22 protein-coding genes are annotated in these 24,753 nt (G+C 67.0%); 12 read left to right on the plus strand and 10 right to left on the minus strand.

Features of this window, described 5'->3' with window-relative positions; genetic code table 11:
- Positions 1–89: 89 nt before the first annotated feature.
- From rlmN to QQS53_RS06110, 3 genes are read left to right on the plus strand one after another with little or no spacing between them, the layout of a single operon-like run.
- Positions 90–1,226, plus strand: a complete 1,137-nt coding sequence (gene rlmN / locus QQS53_RS06100) for a dual-specificity RNA methyltransferase RlmN (RefSeq protein WP_472774990.1) — start codon at positions 90–92, stop codon at positions 1,224–1,226.
- A gap of 43 nt (positions 1,227–1,269) precedes the next feature.
- Positions 1,270–2,076 (plus strand): ABC transporter ATP-binding protein, encoded by an 807-nt coding sequence (locus QQS53_RS06105; protein ID WP_472774991.1) that lies wholly within the window; start codon positions 1,270–1,272, stop codon positions 2,074–2,076.
- Positions 2,069–3,688: a hypothetical protein gene (locus QQS53_RS06110; RefSeq protein ID WP_472774992.1), complete on the plus strand. Its 1,620-nt coding sequence runs from the start codon at positions 2,069–2,071 to the stop codon at positions 3,686–3,688. The genes QQS53_RS06105 and QQS53_RS06110 overlap by 8 nt, the downstream gene beginning before the upstream one ends.
- A gap of 91 nt (positions 3,689–3,779) precedes the next feature.
- On the opposite strand, the gene QQS53_RS06115 is transcribed toward QQS53_RS06110, so the two are convergent.
- Positions 3,780–4,244, minus strand: a complete 465-nt coding sequence (locus tag QQS53_RS06115) for a DUF2631 domain-containing protein (protein WP_472774993.1) — start codon at positions 4,242–4,244, stop codon at positions 3,780–3,782.
- A gap of 163 nt (positions 4,245–4,407) precedes the next feature.
- On the opposite strand from QQS53_RS06115, the gene dxr reads away from it, so the two are divergent.
- From dxr to map, 5 genes are all read left to right on the plus strand, one after another.
- Positions 4,408–5,574, plus strand: a complete 1,167-nt coding sequence (gene dxr / locus QQS53_RS06120; RefSeq protein WP_472774994.1) for a 1-deoxy-D-xylulose-5-phosphate reductoisomerase — start codon at positions 4,408–4,410, stop codon at positions 5,572–5,574.
- A 23-nt stretch (positions 5,575–5,597) separates the two neighbouring features.
- On the plus strand, positions 5,598–6,806 hold the full coding sequence (locus QQS53_RS06125; protein WP_472774995.1) for a M50 family metallopeptidase: 1,209 nt from the start codon (positions 5,598–5,600) through the stop codon (positions 6,804–6,806).
- A gap of 175 nt (positions 6,807–6,981) precedes the next feature.
- Positions 6,982–8,145: a flavodoxin-dependent (E)-4-hydroxy-3-methylbut-2-enyl-diphosphate synthase gene (gene ispG / locus QQS53_RS06130; protein ID WP_070769459.1), complete on the plus strand. Its 1,164-nt coding sequence runs from the start codon at positions 6,982–6,984 to the stop codon at positions 8,143–8,145.
- A gap of 74 nt (positions 8,146–8,219) precedes the next feature.
- Positions 8,220–10,079, plus strand: a complete 1,860-nt coding sequence (locus QQS53_RS06135) for a penicillin-binding transpeptidase domain-containing protein (protein WP_472774996.1) — start codon at positions 8,220–8,222, stop codon at positions 10,077–10,079.
- 76 nt (positions 10,080–10,155) lie between these two features.
- Complete coding sequence (map, locus tag QQS53_RS06140; protein WP_472774997.1) at positions 10,156–11,025, plus strand: type I methionyl aminopeptidase; 870 nt, start codon at positions 10,156–10,158, stop codon at positions 11,023–11,025.
- 104 nt (positions 11,026–11,129) lie between these two features.
- Here map and QQS53_RS06145 read toward each other — a convergent pair whose 3' ends face one another.
- The 4 genes from QQS53_RS06145 to QQS53_RS06160 all read right to left on the minus strand — a co-directional run bounded on the left by QQS53_RS06145 (position 11,130) and on the right by QQS53_RS06160 (position 14,873).
- Positions 11,130–11,534, minus strand: a complete 405-nt coding sequence (locus tag QQS53_RS06145; protein WP_472774998.1) for a hypothetical protein — start codon at positions 11,532–11,534, stop codon at positions 11,130–11,132.
- Positions 11,535–11,576: 42 nt separating this feature from the next.
- A complete protein-coding gene (locus tag QQS53_RS06150; RefSeq protein ID WP_472774999.1) occupies positions 11,577–11,978 on the minus strand; it encodes a hypothetical protein in 402 nt (133 codons plus the stop codon).
- 340 nt (positions 11,979–12,318) lie between these two features.
- Positions 12,319–13,728 (minus strand): mycothione reductase, encoded by a 1,410-nt coding sequence (gene mtr, locus QQS53_RS06155; RefSeq protein WP_472775000.1) that lies wholly within the window; start codon positions 13,726–13,728, stop codon positions 12,319–12,321.
- 95 nt (positions 13,729–13,823) lie between these two features.
- The gene (locus QQS53_RS06160) at positions 13,824–14,873 is read right to left on the minus strand and encodes an alpha/beta hydrolase (RefSeq protein WP_472775001.1); all 1,050 of its coding nucleotides are present in this window, start codon (positions 14,871–14,873) and stop codon (positions 13,824–13,826) included.
- A gap of 220 nt (positions 14,874–15,093) precedes the next feature.
- On the opposite strand from QQS53_RS06160, the gene mqo reads away from it, so the two are divergent.
- On the plus strand, positions 15,094–16,596 hold the full coding sequence (gene mqo, locus QQS53_RS06165) for a malate dehydrogenase (quinone) (RefSeq protein ID WP_472775002.1): 1,503 nt from the start codon (positions 15,094–15,096) through the stop codon (positions 16,594–16,596).
- Between the two features lie 131 nt (positions 16,597–16,727).
- Here the strand turns inward: mqo and QQS53_RS06170 are convergent, their stop codons facing one another.
- Together QQS53_RS06170 and QQS53_RS06175 are read right to left on the minus strand one after the other, a co-directional pair.
- Positions 16,728–18,194, minus strand: coding sequence for a protein adenylyltransferase SelO family protein (locus QQS53_RS06170; protein ID WP_472775003.1), 1,467 nt, complete (start codon positions 18,192–18,194; stop codon positions 16,728–16,730).
- A gap of 19 nt (positions 18,195–18,213) precedes the next feature.
- Positions 18,214–19,080 (minus strand): PhzF family phenazine biosynthesis protein, encoded by an 867-nt coding sequence (locus tag QQS53_RS06175; RefSeq protein ID WP_472775004.1) that lies wholly within the window; start codon positions 19,078–19,080, stop codon positions 18,214–18,216.
- 51 nt (positions 19,081–19,131) lie between these two features.
- Here QQS53_RS06175 and QQS53_RS06180 point away from each other — a divergent pair, with 51 nt between their 5' ends.
- Positions 19,132–20,424 (plus strand): DUF4921 family protein, encoded by a 1,293-nt coding sequence (locus tag QQS53_RS06180; protein ID WP_472775005.1) that lies wholly within the window; start codon positions 19,132–19,134, stop codon positions 20,422–20,424.
- Between the two features lie 19 nt (positions 20,425–20,443).
- On the opposite strand, the gene yaaA is transcribed toward QQS53_RS06180, so the two are convergent.
- Positions 20,444–21,208, minus strand: coding sequence for a peroxide stress protein YaaA (yaaA, locus tag QQS53_RS06185; RefSeq protein WP_472775006.1), 765 nt, complete (start codon positions 21,206–21,208; stop codon positions 20,444–20,446).
- A gap of 30 nt (positions 21,209–21,238) precedes the next feature.
- Here yaaA and QQS53_RS06190 point away from each other — a divergent pair, with 30 nt between their 5' ends.
- Together QQS53_RS06190 and QQS53_RS06195 are read left to right on the plus strand one after the other, a co-directional pair.
- Entirely contained in the window at positions 21,239–22,999 is a 1,761-nt protein-coding gene (locus QQS53_RS06190) for a proline--tRNA ligase (protein WP_472775007.1), read from the plus strand.
- Entirely contained in the window at positions 22,992–23,348 is a 357-nt protein-coding gene (locus tag QQS53_RS06195; protein ID WP_472775066.1) for a DoxX family protein, read from the plus strand. The genes QQS53_RS06190 and QQS53_RS06195 overlap by 8 nt, the downstream gene beginning before the upstream one ends.
- Here QQS53_RS06195 and QQS53_RS06200 read toward each other — a convergent pair.
- Together QQS53_RS06200 and QQS53_RS06205 are read right to left on the minus strand one after the other, a co-directional pair.
- Positions 23,345–23,674 (minus strand): transglycosylase family protein, encoded by a 330-nt coding sequence (locus QQS53_RS06200; protein ID WP_472773219.1) that lies wholly within the window; start codon positions 23,672–23,674, stop codon positions 23,345–23,347. The genes QQS53_RS06195 and QQS53_RS06200 overlap by 4 nt on opposite strands.
- A 170-nt stretch (positions 23,675–23,844) precedes the next feature.
- A complete protein-coding gene (locus tag QQS53_RS06205) occupies positions 23,845–24,741 on the minus strand; it encodes a DUF4439 domain-containing protein (protein WP_472775008.1) in 897 nt (298 codons plus the stop codon).
- Positions 24,742–24,753: the final 12 nt, after the last annotated feature.

Raw genomic sequence — 24,753 nt, forward strand, 5'->3', positions numbered from 1 at the left:
TGTCGTGGGTTGATTGCGCCACTTCTGGGCCGCGCGGACGCCCTTAGATTGGGCACTTAGCCCGCAGACGTGCCAAAATGGGAGCTATTATGGCACAGTCTGTGAAACTTAACTTCTCGGCCCCGCGGCGTGGTCTGCCGCCGAAGCACTTCGCCGACCTCTCCCACGATGAGCGCGTGGCCAAGCTCGCCGAGCTCGGCCTGCCGAAGTTCCGCGCCAAGCAGCTCGCGCAGCACTACTACGTCCACTACACCAACAACGTCGAAGACATGACCGATGTCCCCGCCAGCGCCCGGCAGGACATCCAGGACGCGCTCTTCCCGGAGCTGATGACCCCCATCAAGCACTCGGGCACGGACGACGGGGAGACCACCAAGTCCCTGTGGCGCCTGCACGACGGCACGCTTCTGGAGTCGGTGCTCATGCGCTACCCAGGCCGCGCGACCCTGTGCATTTCCTCCCAGGCCGGCTGCGGCATGGCCTGCCCGTTCTGCGCGACCGGCCAGGGCGGGCTGGATCGCAACCTGTCCACCGCGGAGATCGTCGAACAGGTCCGCAACGCGGCCAAGGAGATGGCCGCGGAGGGCGGCCGGCTGTCCAACATCGTCTTCATGGGCATGGGGGAGCCGCTGGCCAACTACAAGCGCGTCGTGCAGGCGGTGCGCCAGATCACCGCCCCCGCGCCCTTCGGCTTCGGCATGTCCATGCGCAACGTGACCGTCTCCACCGTGGGCGTGGCCCCGGCCATCCGCGAGCTGGCGGACGAGGACCTCTCCTGCACCCTGGCGGTCTCCCTGCACACGCCGGACGACGAGTTGCGCGACACCCTGGTGCCGATCAACAACCGCTGGTCGGTCGAGGAGGTCTTGGACGCCGCGCGCTACTACGTGGACAAGACCTCGCGGCGCGTGTCCATCGAGTACGCGCTCATCCGCGACAAGAACGACCAGGACTTCCGCGCGGACATGCTGGGCCGCAAGCTGCACCAGGCGCTGGGCTCCAAGGTGCATGTCAACGTCATCCCGCTGAACCCGACGCCGGGGTCGGAGTGGGACGCGGCCCCGAAGGCGCGCCAGGATGAGTTCGTCCGCCGCGTCCAGGCCCAGGGCGTGCCGTGTACGGTGCGTGATACCAAGGGCCAGGAGATCGCCGCGGCCTGTGGCCAGCTGGCGGCCGAGGAGCGGGACGAGGATTCCGCCGACGCCAAGGAGCCGGCCGGCGTTTAGGTTTATCCTGCGGGGCTGATAGCCGGCTGATAATCTGTCGGGCATGACGCAGCCCAGTTTTCCTCAGCTCGCCGCTGATCCGACGACTCAGGCCTTCGCCGTGCGGGGCCTGAGTAAAGCCTTTTCCGGCACCCCGGCCGTGGACAACCTCAGCCTGGATATCCCGCGCGGTTCGCTCTACGGCATCGTGGGCCCTAACGGCGCCGGCAAGACCACTATGCTGACGATGGCCTGCGGGCTCGTGCGGCCCGATGCCGGGCAGGCCTACCTGGCCGGCCACGACGTGTGGGCCGAGCACAACCAGGCGGTGGCCCGCGTCGGGCTGCTCATGGACGGCGCCCCGGTTTTTGACCGCCTGAGCGGCCCCGAGTACCTCTACTACCTGGGCGCGCTGCGGGGGATGGAGGAGTCCGTGGTGGCTAGCCGCTCGGAGGAGCTGCTGGCGGCGCTGCAGCTTTCCGATGCCGGCTCCAAGTACATCGCGGACTATTCGGCCGGCATGACCAAGAAGATCCTGCTGACCGGCGCCCTGCTGCACGCCCCAGACGTACTGGTGCTGGACGAGCCCCTGGAGGCCGTCGACCCGGTCTCCGGCCGGCTCATCCAGTCGATCCTGCGGGAGTTCGTCGCCGGCGGCAAGACCGTTATTCTCTCCTCCCACGTGATGGAGCTGGTCGAGGGGCTGTGCGATCACGTCGCGGTCATCCACCGCGGCCGGGTGGCCACCTGCGGCCACGTCGATAACGTGCGCCAGGGTCGCAGCCTGACCGACCTGTTTATTGAGCTGACCGGCGGCGGCTCCCTGGCCGAGGGCTCGCTGGGCTGGCTGCGGGGTGGCCGCGATGACTAAGAACTCGGTCCCGGCGACCCTGTTTTCTCTCCACCGCACGCTGTGGACGCGCAGCTTTAAGTCCAACCCATCCCAGACGTGGATGGTGGCTCTTTTCGGCTTCTACGCGCTCATCGGACTGGTCAGCGTGACCCTGAACGTGGGCCTGGAGGTCTCCGCCGGCCCGGGCCGCTTCCACGCCCTGACCGGTGCCGTGGCCCTTGGCACGGCGGCGCTGATCGTCGTTAGCATCTTCATGCCCGCCGGTGAGCGGCAGGTCGGGCCGATAGACCTGCGCGGCCTGCCCATCGACGCCGCCACGGCCGAGCGCGGGCTCGCGCGGGTGGCGCTGTGGTCCAGCCGCGTCTTCATCGCCGCCGCGGTCACGCTCATCTTCGCGGTGGCTGGCTCCTTCGTGCTGGCGGCTAACGGCGCCGCCGCGATGATCGTGGTCTTCGTCCTGGGCCAGGCCGTCTCGCTGGCGTTGGCGGTGGTGTGGACCGAGGTGGTCGCCGGGGGAGCGCAACTGGTGGTCAAGGAGATGGGCGCCAGCAAGACGCGGACGTCCATGATTTCCGGGGCCGGCTTCGTGGTGTTGATCTTCGGCTTCATCGCCGTCCAGAACTTAGGCGTCGAGGGCCTGCCGATAATCGGCTTCGGCGAGGTCGCCGCCTGGACGCCGTTGGGCGCCGGAATGGGCTGGGCGGCATCGGTAGCCAACGGGCAGTGGGCGCAGGCTTTAGGCCAGCTGCTGGCCGCCGTGGTCTTCCTGGCCCTGGGGGTGTGGCTGTGGCACTGGCAGGTCTCCCGCAGCTTCCGCCAGGCCTACGAGTCGGGGCCACAGGCCGCCGAGGGGGCGCGGGCCCAGGGCGTGGGCGCCCTGCGGCTGGCGGGCCTGCCCTATGCCAGCCCGGGCGCGATGGAATACAAGCGCGTGCTGCGCTACTTTATCCGCGATACGCGTCTGTCGTCCACGCTGCTGCTCTTGCCGGTGATTATCGTCTTCGCCGTCGTGATGAGCCTGGGTGGCCGCGGGGCGGAAGCGTTGTTTATCATGGCCTTTACCGGGGTCCTGGGCGGGATTAGCGCCTCCAACGATTTCGGCTACGCCGGGCCCAGCAACTGGGTGACCATGGTAGCACCGGTGCGCCCGCGTGTTTTCCTCTACGCCCGCCACCTGGCCATGATCACCCCGGGCGTTATCGCGACGGTCGTCCTCTTCGTCATCTTGCTCATCATCCAGCCCGATCCCTCGCTGACCGCGCTCGTGGGCGTGGCCACCCTGGGCCTGCTGCTGTCGTCCTGCGGCCTGTCCATGGTGATGACCACGTTCAACCCGTACCCCATGTCCGCGCCCGGGGAGAACCCCTGGACGGACAAGTCCGGTATGCAGGCCGCGGCGTTTATCAGCGCCTTCGTCGTGCTGCTGGCCGGCTGGCTGCCGATTGCGCCCGGCGGAATCCTGATGATCCTCGGGGTGAGTCAGTCCTCGGCCCTGCTCACTGGCCTAGGCGTGCTGGTGACCGTGGCCCTTCCCGTGGCGATCTACGCGGCGGCCTGGGTAATCTGCGGCAAGCGCGTGGACAAGCAGATGCCGGAAGTCTACGCCAAGGTCGGCACCTACGTGAAGTAGCGCGGGGCAGGGTCACCTGCTGCGGACACGACAAAGCCGCCGGCCCCGGGAAGAGGGCGGGCGGCTTTAGTCTTGCGCGGCTAGGCGCTTTTTAGCGCTCTACCTCGGCGGTCGGGACGGCCTTGCCGGTGGCCTCGACGGCCTCGCCGACGCGGAGGTGGGAGACGCGGGAAGGCTCGATGTTCAGGGCGCGCAGCTGGGAGTCGGTCAGCTCGGCGTAGGGGCCGCCGACGGTCTTCTGCTCGTAGGTCCAGTCCAGCTCCTGGTAGCCCTCCGGCTGGTTGCGCGCGGTGATGGTGCGCACCTGCTTCATCTTCGGCTGGAAGAGGTCGATGATGAGGCCGATGGCGATCAGCGCGGCAAAGAGGAAGAGGTAGATAGTCTCCACGTGGCCGTGGTGGTTACCGAAGTTGTAGCCCAGCAGGATCAGGACGGTGATCCAGCCGGCAACCTGAACACCGGTATGCGGGGTCCGGGACCAGCCGAACTCTGCCGAGGGGACGTCATCGGTGGAAACTCCGCCGTGGACCTCAGGAACCAACTTGTGGGAAGACACGTGCACTCCTTTTGCGTGTGCGCCTTAAACACACGCCCCAGGCCGGGGCGCGGCACGGCGCTATAGGCCAACTATCTGGGCCCTATTTTAGAACATTGACGCGGGCCCGTGCGATCGAACACCCCCGCCGCGCGGGGCCGGCGGAGCTACTACTCTAGGACGGGTGAGTATTAAGCGCGTTCTGATCCTGGGATCTACCGGCTCAATCGGTACCCAAGCAGTGGAAGTCATTCGGGCCAACCCCGACAAATTCGCGGTCGTCGGCATCGCCGCCGGCGGCAGCAACCCGCGGGCCATCGCGGAGCAGGCCCGGCAACTCAACCTTTCGGCTAACCACGTCGCGGTAGCCGACCGACAGGCCGCCGCGGAGGTCTCGGCGGCGCTGGGCGGAGAAGTTATCGCCGGCCCAGACTCCGCGGAGGAGCTTACCCGCGCGGTTGCCGCGGACACGGTGCTTAACGCCCTGGTCGGTTCGCTGGGGCTGAAGGCCACGCTGGCCGCCATCGAGACCGGCGCCTACCTGGCGCTGGCCAACAAGGAATCCCTGGTGGCCGGCGGCGCGCTGGTCACCAACGCCGCCCGTCAGGGGCAGATCGTGCCAGTAGACTCGGAGCACTCCGCCATGGCTCAGGCGCTGCTGGCGGGCCGGCGCGGCGAGCTGCGCTCGCTGGTGCTAACCGCCTCGGGCGGGCCGTTTAGGGGCTGGAGCCGCGAGCAGATGTGGGACGTGACCCCGCAGCAGGCTGCCCAGCACCCGACGTGGTCGATGGGGCAGATGAACACCCTGAACTCGGCCACGCTCATCAACAAGGGCCTGGAGCTTATCGAGGCGACTCTGCTCTTCGACGTGCCGGCCGCCGATATCGAGGTCACCGTGCACCCGCAGTCCATCGTGCACTCGATGGCCACCTTCGCCGACGGCTGCACCATGGCGCAGGCCTCCCCGCCGTCGATGAAGCTGCCGATTTCCCTCGCCCTCGATTGGCCGAACCGCGTGGCGGATGCGGCGCCGGCGCTGGACTTTAGCAACGCCTACACGTGGGAGTTCGAGCCGCTGGATGATGAGTCCTTCCCCGCGGTGCAGCTGGCCCGCCAGGTGGCGACCACGGGCGGCAGCCACCCCGCGGTGTACAACGCGGCGAACGAGGAGGCGGCCGCGGCGTTTCTGGCCGGGCGGATCCGCTTCCCGCGCATCGTGGACATCGTGGGCGAAGTGGTAGGTGACTGCGCCGGTTATGCTGGTGTACCCTCAAGCGTCGACGATGTCCTCGCCGTCGAGCGCGAGGCCCGCGCCCGCGCCAACGAGCGCGTGGATTATTACGCCCGCTAGCCAGCTAGAAAGCGGTACTGTTAATGGCCAATATCTTGGGGATTGTCCTGTTCGCCCTAGGCATCGGGATTACCATCGCCCTGCACGAGGCGGGGCACATGCTCACCGCCCGCGCCTTCGGGATGCGGGTGCGCCGCTATTTCATCGGCTTCGGCCCGAAGCTGGTGGGCTTTACCCGCGGGCATACCGAGTACGGGCTGGCCGCCCTGCCGGTCGGCGGCTTCTGCGATATCGCGGGCATGACCCCGCAGGACGAGTTCCTCACCGAGGAGGAAAAGCCCCACGCGATGTACACCAAGCCGTGGTGGCAGCGCATCGCGGTGCTCAGCGGCGGGGTGGCCGTGAACCTGGTCTTGGGCTTTCTGATCCTCTTCATCGTCGCCCAGACCGCGGGCCTGCCCGATCCGAAGGCGGATTACCGCCCGCGCGTGGGCGAGACCGTCTGCAGCGCCGACGCGGATGCCGCCGGCAACCTGAGGCCGTGTCAGGGCGACGGCCCCGCGGCGGCGGCCGGGGTGCGCCCGGGCGATGTCATCCTGACCCTGGACGGCGAGGAGGTACCGGATTTCACGGCCCTGCGCGACGAGGTCATCCAGCTGCCGGGTAAGACCGTCGAGCTGGGCATCGAACGCGACGGCCAGCCGCGTACCGTCGAGGTGCAGCTGGATACCGTCCTGCGCCCGAACCCGCAGGGCGAGTTAGTCGAGGCCGGGTCTATCGGGCTGGTCAACCGGCCGCTGGACACGGTCCGGCAGTACGGCTTCTGGGAGGCGTGGCCGGCCACGTGGCACTACTCGTGGAACATGCTGGAGGCGACCGTCGAGGGGATCAAGCAGTTCCCGGCGAAGATCCCGGGCGTGGTGGCCTCCATCTTCGGCGCCGAGCGCGACGAGCAGGGCCCGATGTCCGTGGTGGGCGCCTCCCGCGTCGGCGGCGAGCTGGTGGAGAACAACCTGTGGGCGGCGTTTTTCATGATGCTGGCGACGCTGAACTTCTTCCTGGCCTTGTTCAATCTCATACCGCTCCCGCCGTTTGACGGCGGCCACATCGCGGTGGTCATTTACGAAAAGATCCGGGACTTCTTCCGGCGCATGGCCGGCAAGCAACCCGCCGGCCCGGCGGACTACACCAAGCTCATGCCCGTGACTTATGCGATCGCAGCGGCGCTGCTGGCCGTCGGCGTGGTCATCATCATCGCGGACGTGGTCAATCCCATCCGGCTCTTCGGCTGACCGGCCCTCCCCAGCGCAGGCGTCGGTGCGCGGCAGGCAGTGCTAAAGTGGGGGCGTTATCGGTAGTACCGCACAACCTGTCCCTACTTTTCCTAGCCGGTTTCCGCCCGCTGCGGGCGGCACCTGTCGGAGGGGTGAGGACAGGCCGGCAAAATCAGACAAGCAAGGAGCGTGCATGTCAACCTCTATTGGTCTCGGCATCCCCGAAGGACCGCCGCCTACCCTGGCCCCGCGGCGCAAGACCCGTCAGCTTTCCGTCGGCCCCGTCGGCGTGGGCTCGGAGCACCCCATCTCGGTCCAGTCGATGACCAACACCAAAACGCACGACATCAACGCCACGCTTCAGCAGATCGCGCAGCTGACCGCGTCCGGCTGCGACATCGTGCGCGTCGCGTGTCCGAAGCCCATCGACGCCGAGGCGCTGCCGGCTATTGCGAAGAAGTCGCCCATCCCGGTCATCGCGGACATCCACTTCCAGCCGAAGTACATCTTCCAGGCCATCGAGGCCGGCTGTGCCGCGGTGCGCGTGAACCCGGGCAACATCAAGGAATTCGACGGCCGCGTCAAGGAGGTCGCGCAGGCGGCCGGCGACGCCGGCATCCCGATCCGTATCGGCGTCAACGGCGGCTCCCTGGACAAGCGCCTGCTGGAAAAGTACGGCAAGGCCACCCCGGAGGCCCTGGTCGAGTCCGCCATCTGGGAGGCCGGCCTCTTCGAGGAGCACGGCTTCGGCGACATCGCCATCTCCGTCAAGCACTCCGACCCGGTGCTGATGGTGGAGGCCTACCGCCAGCTGGCCGAGCAGACGGACTACCCGCTGCACCTGGGCGTTACCGAGGCCGGCCCGAAGTTCATGGGCACCATCAAGTCCTCGGTGGCCTTCGGCTCGCTGCTGTCCCAGGGCATTGGCGACACCATCCGCGTGTCCCTGTCGGCCGACCCGGTGGAAGAGATCAAGGTGGGCGACCAGATCCTGCAGTCGCTGAACCTGCGCCCGCGCAAGCTGGAGATCGTCTCCTGCCCGTCCTGCGGCCGCGCCCAGGTGGATGTCTACACGCTGGCCGAGGAAGTCACCGCCGGCCTCGACGGGATGGAGTTCCCGCTGCGCGTGGCCGTCATGGGCTGCGTGGTCAACGGCCCGGGCGAGGCGCGCGATGCCGACCTGGGCGTTGCCTCCGGCAACGGCAAGGGCCAGATCTTCGTCAAGGGCGAGGTCATCAAGACCGTGCCGGAAGACAAGATCGTCGAAACGCTCATCGAGGAAGCGCAGCGCATTGCCGAGGAAGAGGGCATGGAAGCCGTCGAGGGCGCCAAGGCCGAGGTCCGCGTCACTAAGTAACAAATTGGCCTAGGCCGGCACGAAAGATGTGTTGGTCGCGGCCCGCAGCCACCGCGTGAGTAATGTTTGCACATATGAAAAAGGCGGTGGCTTTGCTGTGCGTAACAGCGTTGTGCAGTAGCGGGGTAGTGGCCTGCACTCCGAAGCCGCCTTCGGTCGAGCCGGTGGCCGAAGAGGTCTTCACCGCTCTCGAAGAAGGCGATAGGGAGTCCCTGGACGGGCTGGTCGACAACGCCGAGACCACGCAGCAGATCTTCAAAGAAAGCTACGACGGCCTGCAGGCCGAAGGCGTGGACTTCGAGCTGGCCGGCGTCAACAGCCACGATCCGGGCTACGCGACGGTTGACTACTCGGTGACGTGGACGCTGCCGCGGGATCGCCAGCTGCAGTACGACACCCAGATGGCGCTGACCAAGTCCAACGACGAATGGACCGTGCGCTGGCAGCCGTCGATGATCCATCCCAAACTGGGGGCGAACCAGCACCTGGAGCTGCGAGCCATCGAAGCCGAGCGGGCCGGGGTGGTCAGCTCCGACGGGGTGGAGCTGCTCAAGCCCGGCACGGAGTTCCGCCTGTTGGTAGACGGGGAGAAGACCTCCTCGCCGCGCGGTCTGGCCGCGCGGATTGCCGACGCGGTCTCCCGGGCCAAAGCCGAGGATGAGGCCGTCGGCGACATCGACGCCAAGGAGCTGGCCAAGACGCTGGAGGACAACACCGGCACCTATTCGGTCGGGATGTACAGCGAGGCCGCCGGCAAGATCCTGCAGGAAGAGCTGGCCGGGGTGGACGCGGTGCGCCTTAACGAGGAACCGGCCCTGGTGACGAAGGACCCCGGTTTCGCGCCGGATATTATGTCGCGCGTGCGCTCCCTGGTCCAGGATGATGTGGACGGCAACAACGGCTGGAGCATCTCCGTGGTCAACGAGCACGGCGCCGCACTCAGCGACGTCGAGCGCCACCCCCCGGAGCCGGCGCCGGCGCTGAAGGTGGGCATCGACTACGACGTCCAGCGCGCCGCCCAGGAGGCCGTCGATGCCCGGGCGGGGCAGGAGGCCATGATGGTGGCAATGCGCCCGTCGACGGGCGAAATCCTGGCCGTCGCGCAGACTCCCGAGGCCGACAAGAAGGGCGATTTGGCCCTGCAGGGCCAGTACCCGCCGGGCTCGGTATTCAAGATCATCACCGCCGGGGCGGGCGTTGACCATCAAGGCCTGGATCCCAGCACGATCGTGCCGTGCCCCGGCACGATGGATATCTACGGCCGCGTGGTGACCAACTACAACGGCTTCGCGCTGGGGGATGTCCCGCTCGAGCGCGCGTTTGCCCAATCGTGCAACACGACCTTCGCCGATATCTCCACCAAGCTGGCCCCGGGCGAGCTGAAAGACATGTCCAAGGCCTTCGGGCTGGGCATCGACTACGAGGTGCCGGGCCTCAACACCATCACCGGCTCGGTGCCGGTGGGCGAGGAGCCGCTGGAGCGCACCGAGGCCGGCTACGGCCAGGGACACGACCTGGCCAGCCCGTTTGGCATGGCGCTGGTCTCTGCGACCGTGGCGGCCGGCAAGCGGCCGGTGCCGACCCTGCTGGCCGGCCGGGAGACTAAGGCCAGTGAGGACGTCAACGGGCCGACCCCGGAGGTCATCGACAAGCTGCGGCAGATGATGCGGGCGACGGTGACTAACGGTACGGCTTCCGGCATGCAGGCCGCCGGCGAAATCCACGGCAAGACCGGCGAGGCCGAGATCAACGAGGGCTCGCACGCCTGGTTTACCGGCTACCGCGCCGACGATGATATCGCCTTTGCCACCCTGGTGGTCCTGGGCGGCGGCTCGGAGGTCTCCGTGGCGATAACGGACAGCTTCTTCCAAAAACTGGACCAGTACCGCGCCGAGCCGGATCCGGACACGCCGGCGGCCCCGGCGGAGAACTAACGCGCGCCGCGCGCAGCGTCAACGACGCCTGAACCCGGCGGGTTGCTTGGCCGTCATGGGGACTACGATGGAGAGCATGACTAACCGCGGAAAACTGCAACCTGGTAAAGAAACTCCCGTGCGCACTGTCGATGAGTCCATCGAGCGCCCCGAATACGTCTGGAAGGACACGGTCCAAGAAAATATCGGGGAGCCATTCGTCCAGACTCCGGAGACCACCGAGGCCATGCGCGAGGCCTCCAAGATTGCGGCCAACGCCCTGCAGGAGGCCGGCAAGGCGGTGGCCCCGGGCGTGACCACCGACGAGGTCGATCGCGTGGCGCACGAGTACATGTGCGACCACGGCGCTTACCCGTCGACCCTGGGGTATATGGGCTTCCCGAAGTCGTGCTGTATCTCCCTCAACGAGATTGTCTGCCACGGCATCCCGGATAGCACCGTGATTGAGGACGGCGACATCGTCAACATCGACGTCACCGCGTACAAGAACGGCGTGCACGGCGACACCAACGCCACCTTCCTCGCCGGCAACGTCTCCGAGGAGCACAAGCTGCTCGTTGAGCGCACCAAGGAGGCGATGATGCGCGGCATCAAGGCCGCCAAGCCGGGCCGTGAGGTCAACGTCATCGGCCGCGTCATCGAGTCTTATGCCAAGCGCTTCGGCTACAACGTCGTCGAGGACTTCACCGGCCACGGCGTGGGCCCGACCTTCCACAACGGCTTGGTCGTGCTGCACTACGACTCCATGGCCTACCGCAACGTCCTGGAGCCGGGCATGACCCTGACCATCGAGCCGATGATCAACCTGGGCTCCCTGGACTACGACATCTGGTCCAACGGCTGGACCGTGCAGAACAAGGACGGCAAGTTCACCGCCCAGTTCGAGCACACCCTGGTCATCACCGAGGACGGCAACGAGATCCTCACCCTCCCGGACGAGAACTAAGCACCCTTCCTCCCTGTCGGCGCCCACGCCGAGCGGGGAGAAGACACAAAAAGGCGCCGGCCCCACAAGGAGGGCCGGCGCTTTAGCGTATTCGAGTAAACGCTTTACTTGAACAGGCCGTCGAAGATGTGGCCCGGCAGGATGCCGTTGAACACGGCGTAGTTGTAAGCAGCGATCAGGCCGCCAACCAGGGACAGAACGCCGCCGGCGATGGTGGTGTCGCGGAACAGGACGGCCCAGTCCGGAAGATCCTTATCGTCTGCCTTCTCGGAGCCGACCAGATCGACGCCGGAGACCTGGTTTTCGTCCTTGATGACGGGCTTGCCGTCTTCGCCCTCGGTCCAAGCACCCAGGTCCTTGCCCCACTGGGAGGACAGGGAGCCGATGGAGCTGGAGCTGGAGTTGGAATCCTCGGAGACGTTGTCTTCGGCGGAAGCGATGGCGGTGCCGGAGACGGCGACGGTCAGGGCGGTGGCGGCAGCAACAGCTGCGGTGCGGAAGTTGCGCATTTTAGTAACCTTTCAGGGAAACGAGTTGAGCTGAGTGCTGTTTTAGCGGGAGAACGGGCCGTACTTGATGAAGTTGTCCAGCGGGCCAACGATCATGCCCAACACGGAACCGATGCCGCCGGCGATCAGCAGGCCGTAGAGAGCCTTAGCCCAGTTCGGGGCGCCGGAGAAGTCCTTGGAGGAACCGAAGATGGAGACACCGTCGGCTGCCTTGTCACCCTCGAGGTTCAGGCCGGTGTTGATCTTGGAGGACAGGCTCGGGGTGTAGTCCTCCTCGGTGGTGTCCTGCTCAGCACCATCGGTCGTCAGGTTGGTGTGGTCTTCCTTGACGATCTTGTTGCCGTCTTGGTCAACGGTGTTGGTTTCAGCGGTGGCAATGGAGGTGCCGCTGAAAGCTACAGCGACGGCAGTGGCGCCAGCGATGGCTGCTTTGCGAATACGCATATTAAATCCTTAAGAGAGGTCGTAATGTGCAAGGCTTCCCTCGTGGAAACCTGTGGTGCTGGTGGCAATCCCAGGGGATTGCCAGATTACACTCGGTCCCCGGACAGTGGCTGGAGCCGGTGTCAGAAAGGAATACTAATGGATACGGTGAAAAAACGCAGGCCGTTCACACTAATTGGGGGAGAAAAACCTTTACGGTTACTCCAAGCTTAGTAAGCTTATATTTACTTAAGGGTGGCCGTCTCGCTTTAAAACCCCTACCAAAGAGTGGCCGATGTGACTACTGTGACGTGTGGTGGAATAGTCGCACCGGCGGGTGGGATGAATATTTTGGGAAAATTTAGGAAAAATCTAGCCCCAAAAGTGCGTTCTCGGTGAGCTCCGGCAGGGCCGGGTGGATCCAATACTGCTTCGTGGCGACCTCACGCACGTCCAGGCCGAAGGCCATGGCGGTAATCATCTGCTGGATGAGAGTCGAGGCCTGTGGGCCGTAGTAGTGCGCGCCCAGCAGCTGGCCGGTGGCCTTGTCCGCGATGAGCTTGCAGATTCCTGTGTGGTCCTCCATCGCCCACCCGTAGGCCACGTCGCCGTAGTCCTGGACCTTGACGGTCACGTCGTAGCCCTGTTCGCGCGCGGCGTCCTCGGTAAGCCCCACGGTGGCGATCTGCGGGTGGGTGAAAATAGCCGAGGGGACCAAGTCGTGGGGCATCGGACGCATGTCGTCCGGGTGCAAGATGTTGTGGCGCACGGCCTTGGTCTCCGCGTTGGCGACATGCTTGAGCATGTAGGGCGAGGAAACATCGCCGAGCGCCCACACGCCCTCCGCGGAGGTGCGGCCGTAGGCGTCCACAGCGATCCGCCCGTCCTCGCGCATCTCAATCCCGGCAGCGTCCAAGTTCATCTGGTCGCCGTTGGGCACGCGGCCGGTGGCGATGAGGATCTCCTCGGCGGTGATGGTCTGGCCGTTGTCCAGCTCCAGCTCGACGCCCTCGCCGCCTTCGCGCAGGGCGGTGCCGTTGGCGCCGGTGATGACCTCGAAGCGCTGCTTGGCCTGCTCGTTGAAACGGGAGGACAGGTCCTTGTCGAGGAAGCGCAGTAGTTCCTCCGAGCGATTAACAATGGTGACCTTCGTGCCCAGCCCGTCGAAGACGTGGGCAAATTCCATGGCGATGAAGCCGCCGCCGACGATAATCAGCGAGCGCGGCTGCCGCTCCAGGCGCATGATGTCTTCGTTGGTGCGGTAGGTGACCCCGGAGTTCGCGTAGACCTCAGGGATAAGCGGGCGCGATCCGGTAGCGATGATTACCTGCTCGCCGCTAATCGTCTTGGCGTCCTCGCCCTGGCCGGTGCGAATGGTCTTGGGGCCCACGAAGCTGGCGTGCTGGTCGTAGACAGTAATATTCGGGGTCTCGTCGCCGCGGCGGTAGGCCTCGCCGCCCTCGGCAATCTTGTCGATGCGCCGGTGGAAGACCCGGTCCACGATGGAGTCCCAGTCGACGCTGTCCACGTGCGCCTGGATGCCCAGCTTGTCGGCCGTGCGGGCGCCGTAGGCGGTATCGGCGGCGTAGACGTACATCTTCGTCGGGATGCAGCCGACGTTCATGCAGGTTCCCCCGAAGCGGCCGGATTCGACGATGGCGATGGACTTGTCGTCGAAGTCCGGGGTGGGGATAGAGTTGCCGGAACCGGCGCCGATGATGATGAGGTCGTAGTGGGCGTCGACAGCCGGGGCGGCGGCGGACTGGGTCATGGATTTTCTCCTTATATAAGTGGTGGGGAAGTAGGGCCCGAAGGTTAAGGCCGCATTGAGCGCCTCGTTGAGCCTGGAAAGGTAGTCCTTGACTACTAGTGTGCCCGTGCTAGCCAGCGAGAGCTAATCTCAAAGGCCTCGCGGCGCGCGGGCGGCAGCGACAAAAAGACTTCGTGCCGGGCGCCCAGGATCGGACAGACAGTAATGTCGTTGCCCAAGCGGGGAGCCCAGTGGACGGTCTGGGAGACATCCACGACGGCGTCGGCCGTGTCCGTCTCCGGCGAATAGGGCTTGCCCAGCCGCGAGCGGGTCGAGCACAGCACCAGCCCCGGCACGCCGATATCGATGGCCCCTTGGTGGATCCGGTCCTGGCCGGCAATGACCCCGCGCAGCCAGCCCAGGTACTTCTTGTGCCCGGACAGCGGCTTTAGCGTGGTGTCGTAGTCCCACTCGCCGTAGCGGGAGGCGTGGATGGAGTCGCCGAAAGCGCTCAAGCCCCCACCGGGGAAGGCCATCTTCGGGAAGGCCTTGCCGATGGCGTTGATGACCGGCTTGGCGGCCTGCAACACGGGCTTCGGCACGCCCATGATGTCGAGCCATGGGCTGTTAAAAATCGCCGAGGACACTCGCGCGTGTGCGGCGGGCTGGGACGTGCGCAGCCGGTCCAACCAGAGCGGCACGATGACCCCGGCCGTCGAATGCGCGAGGGGAGTGACATCCGGGTGTGGGCCGCAGATAGCCTCCAAGGCTGCGTCGAGGTCGGCGTAGTATTCCTCCATCGCCGCGGCGTAATGCCACGTCTGGCCATCCCGGCGGGAGCGGCCGCATTTGTGTAGATCAATGGCGTAGAACGCATAGCCGCGGGCGTGGAAATAGCGCGCCACGTGTGCCTGGAAGAAGTAATCGGTCATCCCGTGTACCCACAAAAGGGCTGGGCGGGAAGTGAACTCTTCGTCCCCCGCGGGGCCTTCCTGCGCGGCGGTGGCGGGAGCATCAGCAGCGCCGTCGGGGCCGGGGTAGTACCGGACGAGAGTGGCGCAAAGATCGCCTTCACCCAGCGGATCGGGGCCTAGTTCGAGGGTGCGGGCGGAAAATCCCGCGCCCAAACGGTCGGGGTGCCAGTGTTCGGGTTGGTTCACACTCATGCCCCCAACTTTAGGCACACTTGCGCTTCAATTCCGCCTCAATCACGTCTTCCGCGGGGCGGCAGTACAAATCGCCGGGCTACCAGCGTAGGGTTGTAGACAACGCGTTTGACTGGGGCCGCGAAGCCGGTGACCCAGGCACTGCGCTGCGAAAGGATCGGATAGCCCCTTTTGCGAAACTTTGACCACAATCATTGAATATGAAGAGGTAAGTAACAAGGTGTCCCCCGCAAAAAACGTCGTCCAAGCAGTTGACGAGGTAGACGTAGCACTCGTCGGCGCCGGCATCATGAGCGCCACCCTGGGAGCCATGCTGCGCGAACTAGAGCCCAGCTGGACCCAGATGGTCTTCGAGCGCCTCGACGCTCCCGCCGAGGAGTCCTCCTCGCCGTGGAACAACGCTGGCACCGGCCACTCCGCGCTGTGTGAGCTTAACTACACCCCGGAGAAGAACGGCCGCATTGATGCCTCCAAGGCGATGAACATCAATGAGAAGTTCCAGATCTCCCGCCAGTTCTGGTCCCACCAGCTCAACAACGGCATCTTGACGGACCCGCGGGAATTCATCAACCAGGTTCCGCACATGTCCTTCGCCCAGGGCGAAATCCAGGTGGACTACCTGCGCCGCCGCTACGAACTGCTCAACCAGAACCACATGTTCCCCGAGATGCAGTTCTCCGCGGATGATTCCGTCTTCGCAGAGAAGCTCCCGCTGATGGCCCAGGGCCGCGACTTCAACTCCCAAAAGGTCGCCATCTCCTGGACCGACGTGGGAACCGACGTCAACTTCGGCGCCCTGACCAAGCAGTTCCTCACCGCCGCCAAGGCTGCCGGCACCGAGGTGCGCTACGGCCAGGAGGTCTACGACCTCAAGCGCGACGGTGGCGTGTGGAAGATCTACTCCAAGAACCGCCACACCGGTGATACCCAGATGACCAAGGCGAAGTTCGTCTTCGTCGGCGCGGGCGGCTACGCCCTCGGCCTGCTGCGCAAGGCCGGCGTGCGCGAGGTAGCCGGCTACGCTGGCTTCCCGGTCTCCGGCCTGTGGCTGCGCGCCACCAACCCGGAGCTCATCAAGCAGCACCAGGCCAAGGTCTACGGCAAGGCCAGCGTCGGCGCCCCGCCGATGTCCGTGCCGCACCTGGACACCCGCGTCATCGACGGCGAGAAGGGCCTGCTGTTCGGCCCGTACGGTGGCTGGACCCCGAAGTTTTTGAAGAAGGGCTCCAACCTGGACCTGTTCAAGTCCATCCGCCCGGACAACATCCCGTCCTACCTGGGCGTGGCCGCCCAGGAGTTCGGCCTGACCAAGTACCTGGTGCAGGAGGTCATGAAGGACTTCGACGACCGCATGAAGTCCCTGCGCGAGTACGTACCGTCTGCCGACCCGAACGACTGGGAGACCATCGTGGCCGGCCAGCGCGTACAGGTCATCAAGCCGGCCCCGGCCCCGCGCTTCGGCTCCCTGGAATTCGGCACCACGCTGATCAACAACCCTGAGGGCAACATCGCCGGCCTGCTCGGCGCTTCCCCGGGCGCTTCCATCGCCCCGGCCGTCATGCTGGAGCTGCTGGAGCGCTGCTTCGGTGAGCACATGATCCAGTGGTCCGAGAAGATCTACGAGATGATCCCGTCCTACGGCGAGAAGCTGACCAAGAACCAGAAGCTCTTCGACGAGATGTGGGAGTTCACCCAGAAGACCCTGAAGCTGGAACAAGACTAAGCCTTCTAGCTGAGACAGCGTCTTCTCACACTTGCCCCGCCGCGGCCCTTGGCCGTCAGGCGGGGCTTGTTGCGTTTTCCCAGACAATGACCGGCCCGCCCGTGGGGTGAGGCGACGGGGAGGCGGCGGCCTTAGGTCCCGCAGTAGGTCAGGTAGTTCTCCAGGCCGCCCGGGTCCGGGTGGGTGAGCAGCTCGCGCTCGTCATCCGGCAGCGCGTCCGCGTCCGCGTGCTTGTCGGTCAGGGCGGTAACCAGGCGCTGGGTGGGGCCGAAGTCACCGTACGCGGCGGCGTCCAGGGCGTTTTCCACCGCCCGCGGACGCGGGATGAGGCGCGGGTGGTGCCGGTCCAGGCGCGCGGCATCCGGGCCGGCGGCCAGCCACTCGTTTACCCACTCCTTCTCACCCAGCGTGTCGGCCAGGCGCCGGGTAGCCTCAGCATCCCCGCCGGCGGCCGCGGCGAGGTCGCGGTGGCAGGTAGTCAGATCCGGCTGGCTTTCGGCGAGCAGCTCGCGCCAGCGGCGCAGCAGCGCGTCGGGGGCGTCGTCGGAAAGGCCCAGGGTCTCGCGCCGCGTGTAGCCGGTGGCGTAGTTGCCGAAGCGCTCGCCGGAGCTATCGACTTCCTGCTGGGCTACCTCGGTCGCGCGGCTGGGGTCGTCGCTCAGGATGGGGAGCAGGGACTCGGCCAGGCGGGTCAGGTTCCAGCCCAGGATGTTGGGCTGGTGCCCGAAGGCGTAGCGGCCGAAGCGGTCGATGGAGGAAAAGACCGCGTGCGGGTCGAAGCGCTCGCCGAAAGCGCAGGGGCCGAAATCGATGCTCTCGCCGGAGATGGTCGTGTTGTCCGTGTTCATCACTCCGTGGATGAAGCCGGCCTCCTGCCAGCGGACGACGGTTGCTATCTGGGCCTCCATGACGGCGCGGAAAAAGTCTCGGTAAGGCTCGGCGGTATCCGCCAGGGCGGGGTAGTGCCGCCGGATGGCGTAGTCCGCGAGCGAGCGGGTGGCCTCTGGGCCGCGCAGCTGCGCGTAGTGGAACGTGCCCACCCGCAGGTGGCTGGCCGCCACGCGGACGGAGATGCCGCCGGGCAGGGCGCGCTCCCGGGCCACGGGCCGGCCGGTGGAGATGATCGCCAGGCAGCGCGTGGTGGGAATACCCATGGCGTGCAGGGCCTCGGAGAAGACGTACTCGCGCAGCATGGCCGGCAGGGTGGCGCGCCCGTCCGCCCCCGGCCGGGAAAACGGCGTCCGGCCCGAGCCCTTGACGTGCAGGTCGCGCAGGACCCCGCCAGAGTCGCGGACCTCGCCCAGCAGCAGCGCGCGCCCGTCGCCCATGTGCGGGTTGAACTGCCCGAACTGGAAGCCGGCATAAGCCATCGCCTGCGGGGGCTGGTCCGCGGGGTTGCCGCGCCCACACAGGAAGGCGGTGCCCTCCGGGCTGGCCAACCACTCCGGGTCGAGCCCGAGATGAACTGCCAGCGGCCGGTTGAGCAGGACCAGGCGCGGGTCGGGCTGCTCTTCGCCCCAGCTAGCGCGCACGAAGTCGGGCAGCGCCGCGGCGAAATCAGCGGTTAGTTCGGTGCCGTTGCCTAGAACAAACGTCATGGGCCCAGCCTAACGGGATTTAGGTCACCACGTGGCCGGCAATCCGCACCGTGGCACGGCCGCCGACCCAGAGGTCGTCGCCGTCGTCGCGGATCTCCACCCGCCCGGCGCGGCCGCGGAACGTGCCCTGGCTGACCCAGTACTCCGGCCCCACGGCACCCTGGGAGCGCAGGAACTGCGCGGTACCGCCGTTGAGTGAGCCGGTCACGGGATCCTCGTGGTCGGGCGTGAACGCGCGGATGAGGTAGGCCGGGGAGTCGTCGCGGGCTGTGCCGTCGCTATCCCCGTGCGCGTCGGGCTGCGTAGTCATCCCCACCACGCCCAGCTTGTGCGGGGTGGTGGGGCGGAAGGAATCGATAGCGCGCACGGCGGCGGCGTCGGCCAGCTGGACCATGCGCCAGCCCGGGCCGTTGTCCACCCAGGCGTGGGAGATGACCGCAGCCGTGTCCACGCCGATGGCGTGGCAGCTGTCGGCCAGCTCGTCCTCGCTCAGCGGGCCCTTTTTCTGCAGGGGCGGGGTGGCGAAGAAGAGGGGGCCGTCGCCCGCGGCGTCCTGGCGGATGGTGATAAGTCCCGCGGCGCATTCCTGGGTAATTTGGCCGGGCTGGCGCGCGGTTCCGCCGAAGGCGAGCCAGGCCCGCGCGCTGCCCAGGGTGGGGTGCCCGGCGAAGGGTAGCTCGGTGTGCGGGGTGAAAATCCGCACTCGGTAGTCTGCCTCCGGCGCGGTGGGGCGCAGCAGGAAGGCGGTCTCGGACAGGTTTGTCCAATTGGCGATTGCCTGCATCTGCTGGTCGCTTAACGCGTCCGCGTCTTTGATGACCGCGAGCGGGTTGCCGCTAAACGGGGCGGTGGCAAAGACATCGACTTCGCAATATTCGTGGCGCATGGCGGCGATCTTAGCGCGTCGGCGCGCGCGATCCCGCCTAAGGTAGAGGGCATGAACCTGCCGCTGTTTTCTCGCGTCGAGCCCATCCAGACCATGGCCGACGGCACCGTCAAACAGGTCAACCCATTCTCCGGGACGGAAGTGTGGACGGTGCCCGGCCGGGGCAACCGGCCCTTGGCTACCACCAACGACACGCCCCAGCCCACCGCGGCCGAAGACGATAAGCGGTGCGCCTTCTGCGCCGGGCGAAAGCTGGAAACCCCGCCGGAAAAGGCGCGGATCCTGGCCGACGGGACCATCGTCCGGCACGCCATGCCCGCCGAACTCGACGCGACCACACCGCTGTTTAGGCGCGTGCCCAACCTGTTCGAGATCGTCTCCTACGACTACTGGCGGGCCAACTACGGCTACCGCATGGACACCGCCACCGCCGCCCACCAGGAGGCCTACCTCGCGAACCCGGCAGGGCGCCGCCATGTCGAGGCCATCATCGCCGCGAAGGCCAAAGCCAGCGGGCAGGACCTGCCGGCGGGGCAAGAGGAATTCCAAGCCGCGGCCGCGCCCTTCTTCGGCGGCGGGCACGACGTCATCATCGCGGACCGGCACGTGGATTCCGACGGCGGGCTGTTGTCCTCCGGGCGGCTGACCCCGGACGAGCACCTGCGGATGATGCAGCTGTGTATTGATTCCATGCGGGACCTCTACGAACACAACCGGTATGTGTCCTACGTGGCCGCGTTCCAGAACTGGCTGGCGCCGGCGGGCGCGTCGTTCGAGCACCTGCACAAGCAGCTGGTGGCCATCGACGACCGCGGCATGGCCTCCCAGCGGGAGGTCCAGCTGCTGCGCTCCCACCCGAACATGTACAACGAGTGGGCGGTGGGCTACGCCGCGAAGCACAACCTCGTCATCGCGGAGAACCAGCACGCGGTGCTTTTCGCCGGCTTCGGGCACCGCTACCCGACGCTGGAGGTCTTCTCCAAGTCCGCGATCGGCCGCCCCTGGCGCCAAAGCGCCGAGGAGGTGCGGGCTGTCAGCGACCTGGTCCATGCCGCCCACGCGGCGGTGGGCCCGGCCGTGGCCTGCAACGAGGAATGGCACCACCAGCCCGTCGACGTGGCCGTGCCGCAGCCCTGGCGGATCCTCATCAAGCTGCGCGTCTCGACGCTGGCCGGCTTCGAGGGAGGCACCAAGATCTACATCAACACCATCAGCCCGTGGGGCCTGAAAGACAAGGTGCTCGACGCGCTTGCCACCGCCCACGCGGAAGGCCGGGTGGCCCCGGACATCCGCCTGGGCGAGGAGTGCCACACCGAGCACAACTGCCTGCGCTACAGCCTCTAAGCAGGCCGGCTGGGAAACGCTAGACCACCAGGTTCAGCTGCCCGGCGGGCCGGCCGGTGGTCTCCGGCAGCTCCACGGTGAAGCCGGCCTGGTTGAGCAGCTCGGCAACCGCCTCGGCATCGTTGGCGGGCTGCTGGGCGCTGGCGAGCGCCCGGGCGGCCAGGCCCTTGTGGTGCTTGTTGAAGTGGCTGACCACCTTGCGGCCGCCGTCCGGCTGCACGGATTCCACGCGCAGCGTCAGCGCGCCGGGCACCGGGCCCAGTTGCTGGTACGCACCCGAGCGCAGATCGATAATCAGCTCGCCGCCCTCCTGTAGCTTCTTCAGCTCGGCCGTGATGGCCTTGCCCCACCGCTTCTTCATCGTGGGCGCGGCCTCCGCGGGGTGGGCGCGCCGGGGCAGCTTGGTCGAGCCCGACAGCCGGTAGTGCGGGATGAGGTCCCCGGCGCGCACGACCCCGAACAGCGCCGAGCCGACCGCTAGGTGCTCGAGCGCGGCCGGCGGCAGGCTGGCCGGCTCCAGGGCGTCGTAGAGCACCCCGGTGTAGCGGTAAAGCGCCGGGGTAGTGGGGGTGGCAAAAAGCTGCTGGTTCGCCTCCGCCGAGGGCAGGAGCTTGTCGGAAATGCCCAGCACGCCGAGGGCCTCGCGGGGCTCGAGCGCGCTGAGATCAGCGGCTATGTCCTGCCGGATTTCGGTCAGCGCGGGAAAGGACAGCGACTCCAGATCTAGGGGAGCGCCTTCGCCGCCGGTCGACTTCGTCTCTGAGGGAGGGAGGATGATGAACATAGTTTTAGGGTAGCGGGGTATATTTGTGACATGATTACTCGCCTGTCTGAGCTGTTTTTACGTACCCTCCGCGAAGATCCTGCGGATGCGGAAGTCCCTAGCCACAAGCTGCTGGTCCGCGCAGGCTACGTGCGCCGAGCCGCGCCGGGCATCTACACGTGGCTGCCGCTGGGGCTGCGGGCGCTGCGCAAGATCGAGGACGTCGTGCGCCAGGAAATGAACGCCATCGGCGGCCAGGAAGTGCTCTTCCCGGCGCTGCTGCCGCGGGAGCCCTACGAGGAGACCAACCGGTGGACCGAGTACGGCGACAACCTCTTCCGCCTTAAGGACCGCAAGGGCGCGGACATGCTGCTCGGGCCGACGCACGAGGAGATGTTCACCACCGCGGTCAAGGACATGTACTCGTCCTACAAGGACTTCCCGGTGACCTTGTACCAGATCCAGACCAAGTACCGCGACGAGGAGCGCCCCCGCGCGGGCGTGCTGCGCGGGCGCGAGTTCACCATGAAGGATTCCTACTCCTTCGACATGACCGACGCGGGGCTGGAGGACAGCTACCAGCGCCACCGTCGCGCCTACCAGAACATCTTCAACCGCCTGGAGATTGATTACGCCATCTGCCAGGCCACCTCGGGCGCGATGGGCGGGTCGGCCTCGGAGGAATTCCTGGCCGTGTCCCCGGTGGGCGAGGACACCTTCGTGCGCGCCACCGACGGCGACTACGCCGCCAACGTCGAGGCCGTGGTCACCCAGGCCCCGGCCGAGCGCGACTTCGCCGGCGCCCCGGAAGCGCAGATTCACGAGACCCCGGAGGCCGGCACCATCGAGGCCCTGGTGGACTGGGCCCACGCGGCCGGCATCGAGGTCGACGGCCGGGCCGTCGAGGCCGCCGACACCCTCAAGTGCATGGTCATCAAGACCCGCCAGCCGGGCGAGGACTGGGAGCTGGCCGGCGTGCTCATCCCGGGCGACCGCCAGCTGGATGAGAAGCGCCTGGAGGCCAGCCTCGAGCCGGCCGAGTTCGAGCTGGCCGAGGAGGCCGACTTCGCCCGCCACGACTTCCTGGTCAAGGGCTACGTCGGGCCGAAGTCGCTCAACGACAACGGCGTGCGCGTGCTCGCCGATCCGCGCGTGGTCAACGGCACCTCCTGGATCACCGGTGCGGACGCCCCGCAGCGCCACACCGTCGGCCTGGTGGCCGGCCGCGACTTCCACGTCGACGAGTTCATCGAGGCCGCCGAAATCCGGGAGGGCGATCCGGCGCCGGAAGGCCAGGGCACCCTGCGCCTGGAACGCGGCATCGAGCTGGGCCACATCTTCCAGCTGGGCCGCAAGTACACCGAGGCCTTCAACGTGTCCATCCTGGATGAGAACGGCAAGCGCGCCACGCCCACCATGGGCTCCTACGGCATCGGTATTACCCGCATGCTGGCCGTGCTGGCGGAACAGCGCCACGACGACAAGGGCCTGAACTGGCCGGTGGAGGTCGCCCCGTACCAGGTGCACGTCGTCGTCGCGAACAAGGACCAGGCCGCCATGGCCGCCGGCGATGAGCTGGTGGGAAAGCTCGACAAGCGTGGTATCGAGGTGCTCTTCGACGACCGCCCCAAGGTCTCCCCGGGCGTGAAGTTCAAGGACGCCGAGCTGCTGGGCATGCCGTTTATCGCCATCCTCGGCCGCTCTTTCGCCGACGGCATCATCGAGCTGCGCGTGCGCGGCGGCGAGACCCTCGAGGTCCCGGTGGGCGAGATTGTCGACACCCTGGTGGAGCGGGTGCGTGGCGATGAATAAGGCGCAGGTTTTCGCCGCGGCCCTGGGCGGCATGGGAGTGCTGCACTTTGCCGCGCGCGACGCATTCGAGTCCATCGTCCCGCCGCAGCTGCCCGGCCACCCGCGGCTGTACAACTACGCCTCCGGGCTGTGGGAGCTAGCCACCGCCGGCCTGCTGTGGCGCAAAGACACCCGCCGCGCGGGCGCGGCCAGCGCGTACGCCTTGCTGCTGGCGGTCTGGCCGGCCAATTTCTACCACGCATGGAAAGAGCGCTCCGGCTCGGTGCCGAAGCGCTGCTATCACGTGGTGCGCTTGCCGCTGCAGATTCCCATGCTGCAGCTGGCGCGCCGAATCTATCAGGCGAACTAGCCCAGCGGGCCGCCGCAGTTCGGCCACGCGCCCGGGCCCTGGGTGGCCAGGACGTTTTCTGCCACGGCGATCTGCTGCTCCGGGGTGGCCTGGTCCGCCTGCGGGGCGTACTGCTGGCCGCCGTGTGCCGCCCAAGTCTGGGCGTTGAACTGCAGGCCGCCGTAGTAGCCGTTGCCGGTGTTGATAGACCAGTCGCCGCCGGACTCGCAGGCGGCTACCTGCTGCCAGGCGTCGGGGCTAGCGGCGCCCGCCGTCGGGGCGGCGAGGCCGGCGACACCGATCGCGGTAGCGGCTGCGGCGGACAGGAAAGATTTCCGGGAAAACATAAACTCCTAAAATCGGGTGCAAGGTCTGCCTGGTTGCGCGAGCGACAGGGCCCGTCAGCAACCAACGACCGTCCAACTTAGGATCGCTCCCTGCGGCTATGCAATGAAAACCTCCGCAAAAACCGATAAAGGTTTTCTGGCCGCCCGTTCAGGCGGCGTTAAGCTCCCCGCTAGGAGCGGGCGCCGACCTCGATGAGCCAGTCGCGCCACTCGGCGGAGGCCGACTGCCCGCTCAAGCGCGCGGCCTCGTCGGTGGCGGCAGCGCGCCAGGTCTCGGCGTTGGACTCGCGCAGCGACCGCACGAACTGCTCGGCGCTCGCCGCGTCCGCGGGCAGCTCCAGCCCGGCCGGCTCGTAGCCGGCGGCCGGCTGCGGGACGTCGCCGGTGGCCGCCAGCGCCTGCTGGAGCTGGGCGGTCAGGTGCGCGTGGGTATCAAGTCGGGCGTCGATGATGGGCGCGAGCCAGGGCTCGGCAAAAGCCCGGGCGAAATCCAGGCCGAAGGACTGCTGGTATTCCCAGTCCAGAAGCTCCCGCGCGGCATCGGCCTGCTCCGGGTCCAGGGCATCGACTGCCCGATCGGGCGCGGGTTCGGACTCGGGCGCGTCCGGGCCGTCGGACTCCGCGGCGAGATCGTTAACGGCGGCGGAAAGATCAATGGCCTGCCCGGTCACCAGGGGCCGGGACTCGGCCGTCACGGAGGTGAGCTGGCCCAGCACCTCGTCGCGGGCGCGGGTGAGCACGGCCGCGGGGTCTTGAACGTTATCCCCGGTGGCCGTTTTTTCAGCGGCGTGCTCGACCTCGCAGGAGGCGGGGACCTGGCCGTCCTGGGTGCCGCACAGGCGGGCGACTTCCGCGTAGAGCGCGTCGGCCTGGCCCTGGCGCAGATCCGCGTGCCCGGGATCGGCGACGCTCAAGGCCTCGGCGTCTGCTTCTGCCGACTGGGCGAGCTCGACCAAGGTGGCGTCTGGGCGGGGGCCGAAATAGTCCACCACGGGTTGGCAGGCGGTCGCGGCGGGGGCGAGTGCGATGACGGCAACGGCGGGGGCAGCAAGCTTTCGGCGGTTCACGCAAGAGACTGT

Source organism: Corynebacterium sp. 2571A, assembly GCF_055700935.1.

Coding starts and splice junctions, on each gene's coding strand:
- rlmN (WP_472774990.1), top strand. CDS start 90: ATGGCACAGTCTGTGAAACTTAACTTCTCGGCCCCGCGGCGTGGTCTG.
- QQS53_RS06105 (WP_472774991.1), top strand. CDS start 1,270: ATGACGCAGCCCAGTTTTCCTCAGCTCGCCGCTGATCCGACGACTCAG.
- QQS53_RS06110 (WP_472774992.1), top strand. CDS start 2,069: ATGACTAAGAACTCGGTCCCGGCGACCCTGTTTTCTCTCCACCGCACG.
- QQS53_RS06125 (WP_472774995.1), top strand. CDS start 5,598: ATGGCCAATATCTTGGGGATTGTCCTGTTCGCCCTAGGCATCGGGATT.
- ispG (WP_070769459.1), top strand. CDS start 6,982: ATGTCAACCTCTATTGGTCTCGGCATCCCCGAAGGACCGCCGCCTACC.
- QQS53_RS06135 (WP_472774996.1), top strand. CDS start 8,220: ATGAAAAAGGCGGTGGCTTTGCTGTGCGTAACAGCGTTGTGCAGTAGC.
- map (WP_472774997.1), top strand. CDS start 10,156: ATGACTAACCGCGGAAAACTGCAACCTGGTAAAGAAACTCCCGTGCGC.
- QQS53_RS06145 (WP_472774998.1), bottom strand. CDS start 11,534: ATGCGCAACTTCCGCACCGCAGCTGTTGCTGCCGCCACCGCCCTGACC.
- QQS53_RS06150 (WP_472774999.1), bottom strand. CDS start 11,978: ATGCGTATTCGCAAAGCAGCCATCGCTGGCGCCACTGCCGTCGCTGTA.
- mtr (WP_472775000.1), bottom strand. CDS start 13,728: ATGACCCAGTCCGCCGCCGCCCCGGCTGTCGACGCCCACTACGACCTC.
- QQS53_RS06160 (WP_472775001.1), bottom strand. CDS start 14,873: ATGAGTGTGAACCAACCCGAACACTGGCACCCCGACCGTTTGGGCGCG.
- QQS53_RS06170 (WP_472775003.1), bottom strand. CDS start 18,194: ATGACGTTTGTTCTAGGCAACGGCACCGAACTAACCGCTGATTTCGCC.
- QQS53_RS06175 (WP_472775004.1), bottom strand. CDS start 19,080: ATGCGCCACGAATATTGCGAAGTCGATGTCTTTGCCACCGCCCCGTTT.
- QQS53_RS06180 (WP_472775005.1), top strand. CDS start 19,132: ATGAACCTGCCGCTGTTTTCTCGCGTCGAGCCCATCCAGACCATGGCC.
- yaaA (WP_472775006.1), bottom strand. CDS start 21,208: ATGTTCATCATCCTCCCTCCCTCAGAGACGAAGTCGACCGGCGGCGAA.
- QQS53_RS06190 (WP_472775007.1), top strand. CDS start 21,239: ATGATTACTCGCCTGTCTGAGCTGTTTTTACGTACCCTCCGCGAAGAT.
- QQS53_RS06195 (WP_472775066.1), top strand. CDS start 22,992: ATGAATAAGGCGCAGGTTTTCGCCGCGGCCCTGGGCGGCATGGGAGTG.
- QQS53_RS06200 (WP_472773219.1), bottom strand. CDS start 23,674: ATGTTTTCCCGGAAATCTTTCCTGTCCGCCGCAGCCGCTACCGCGATC.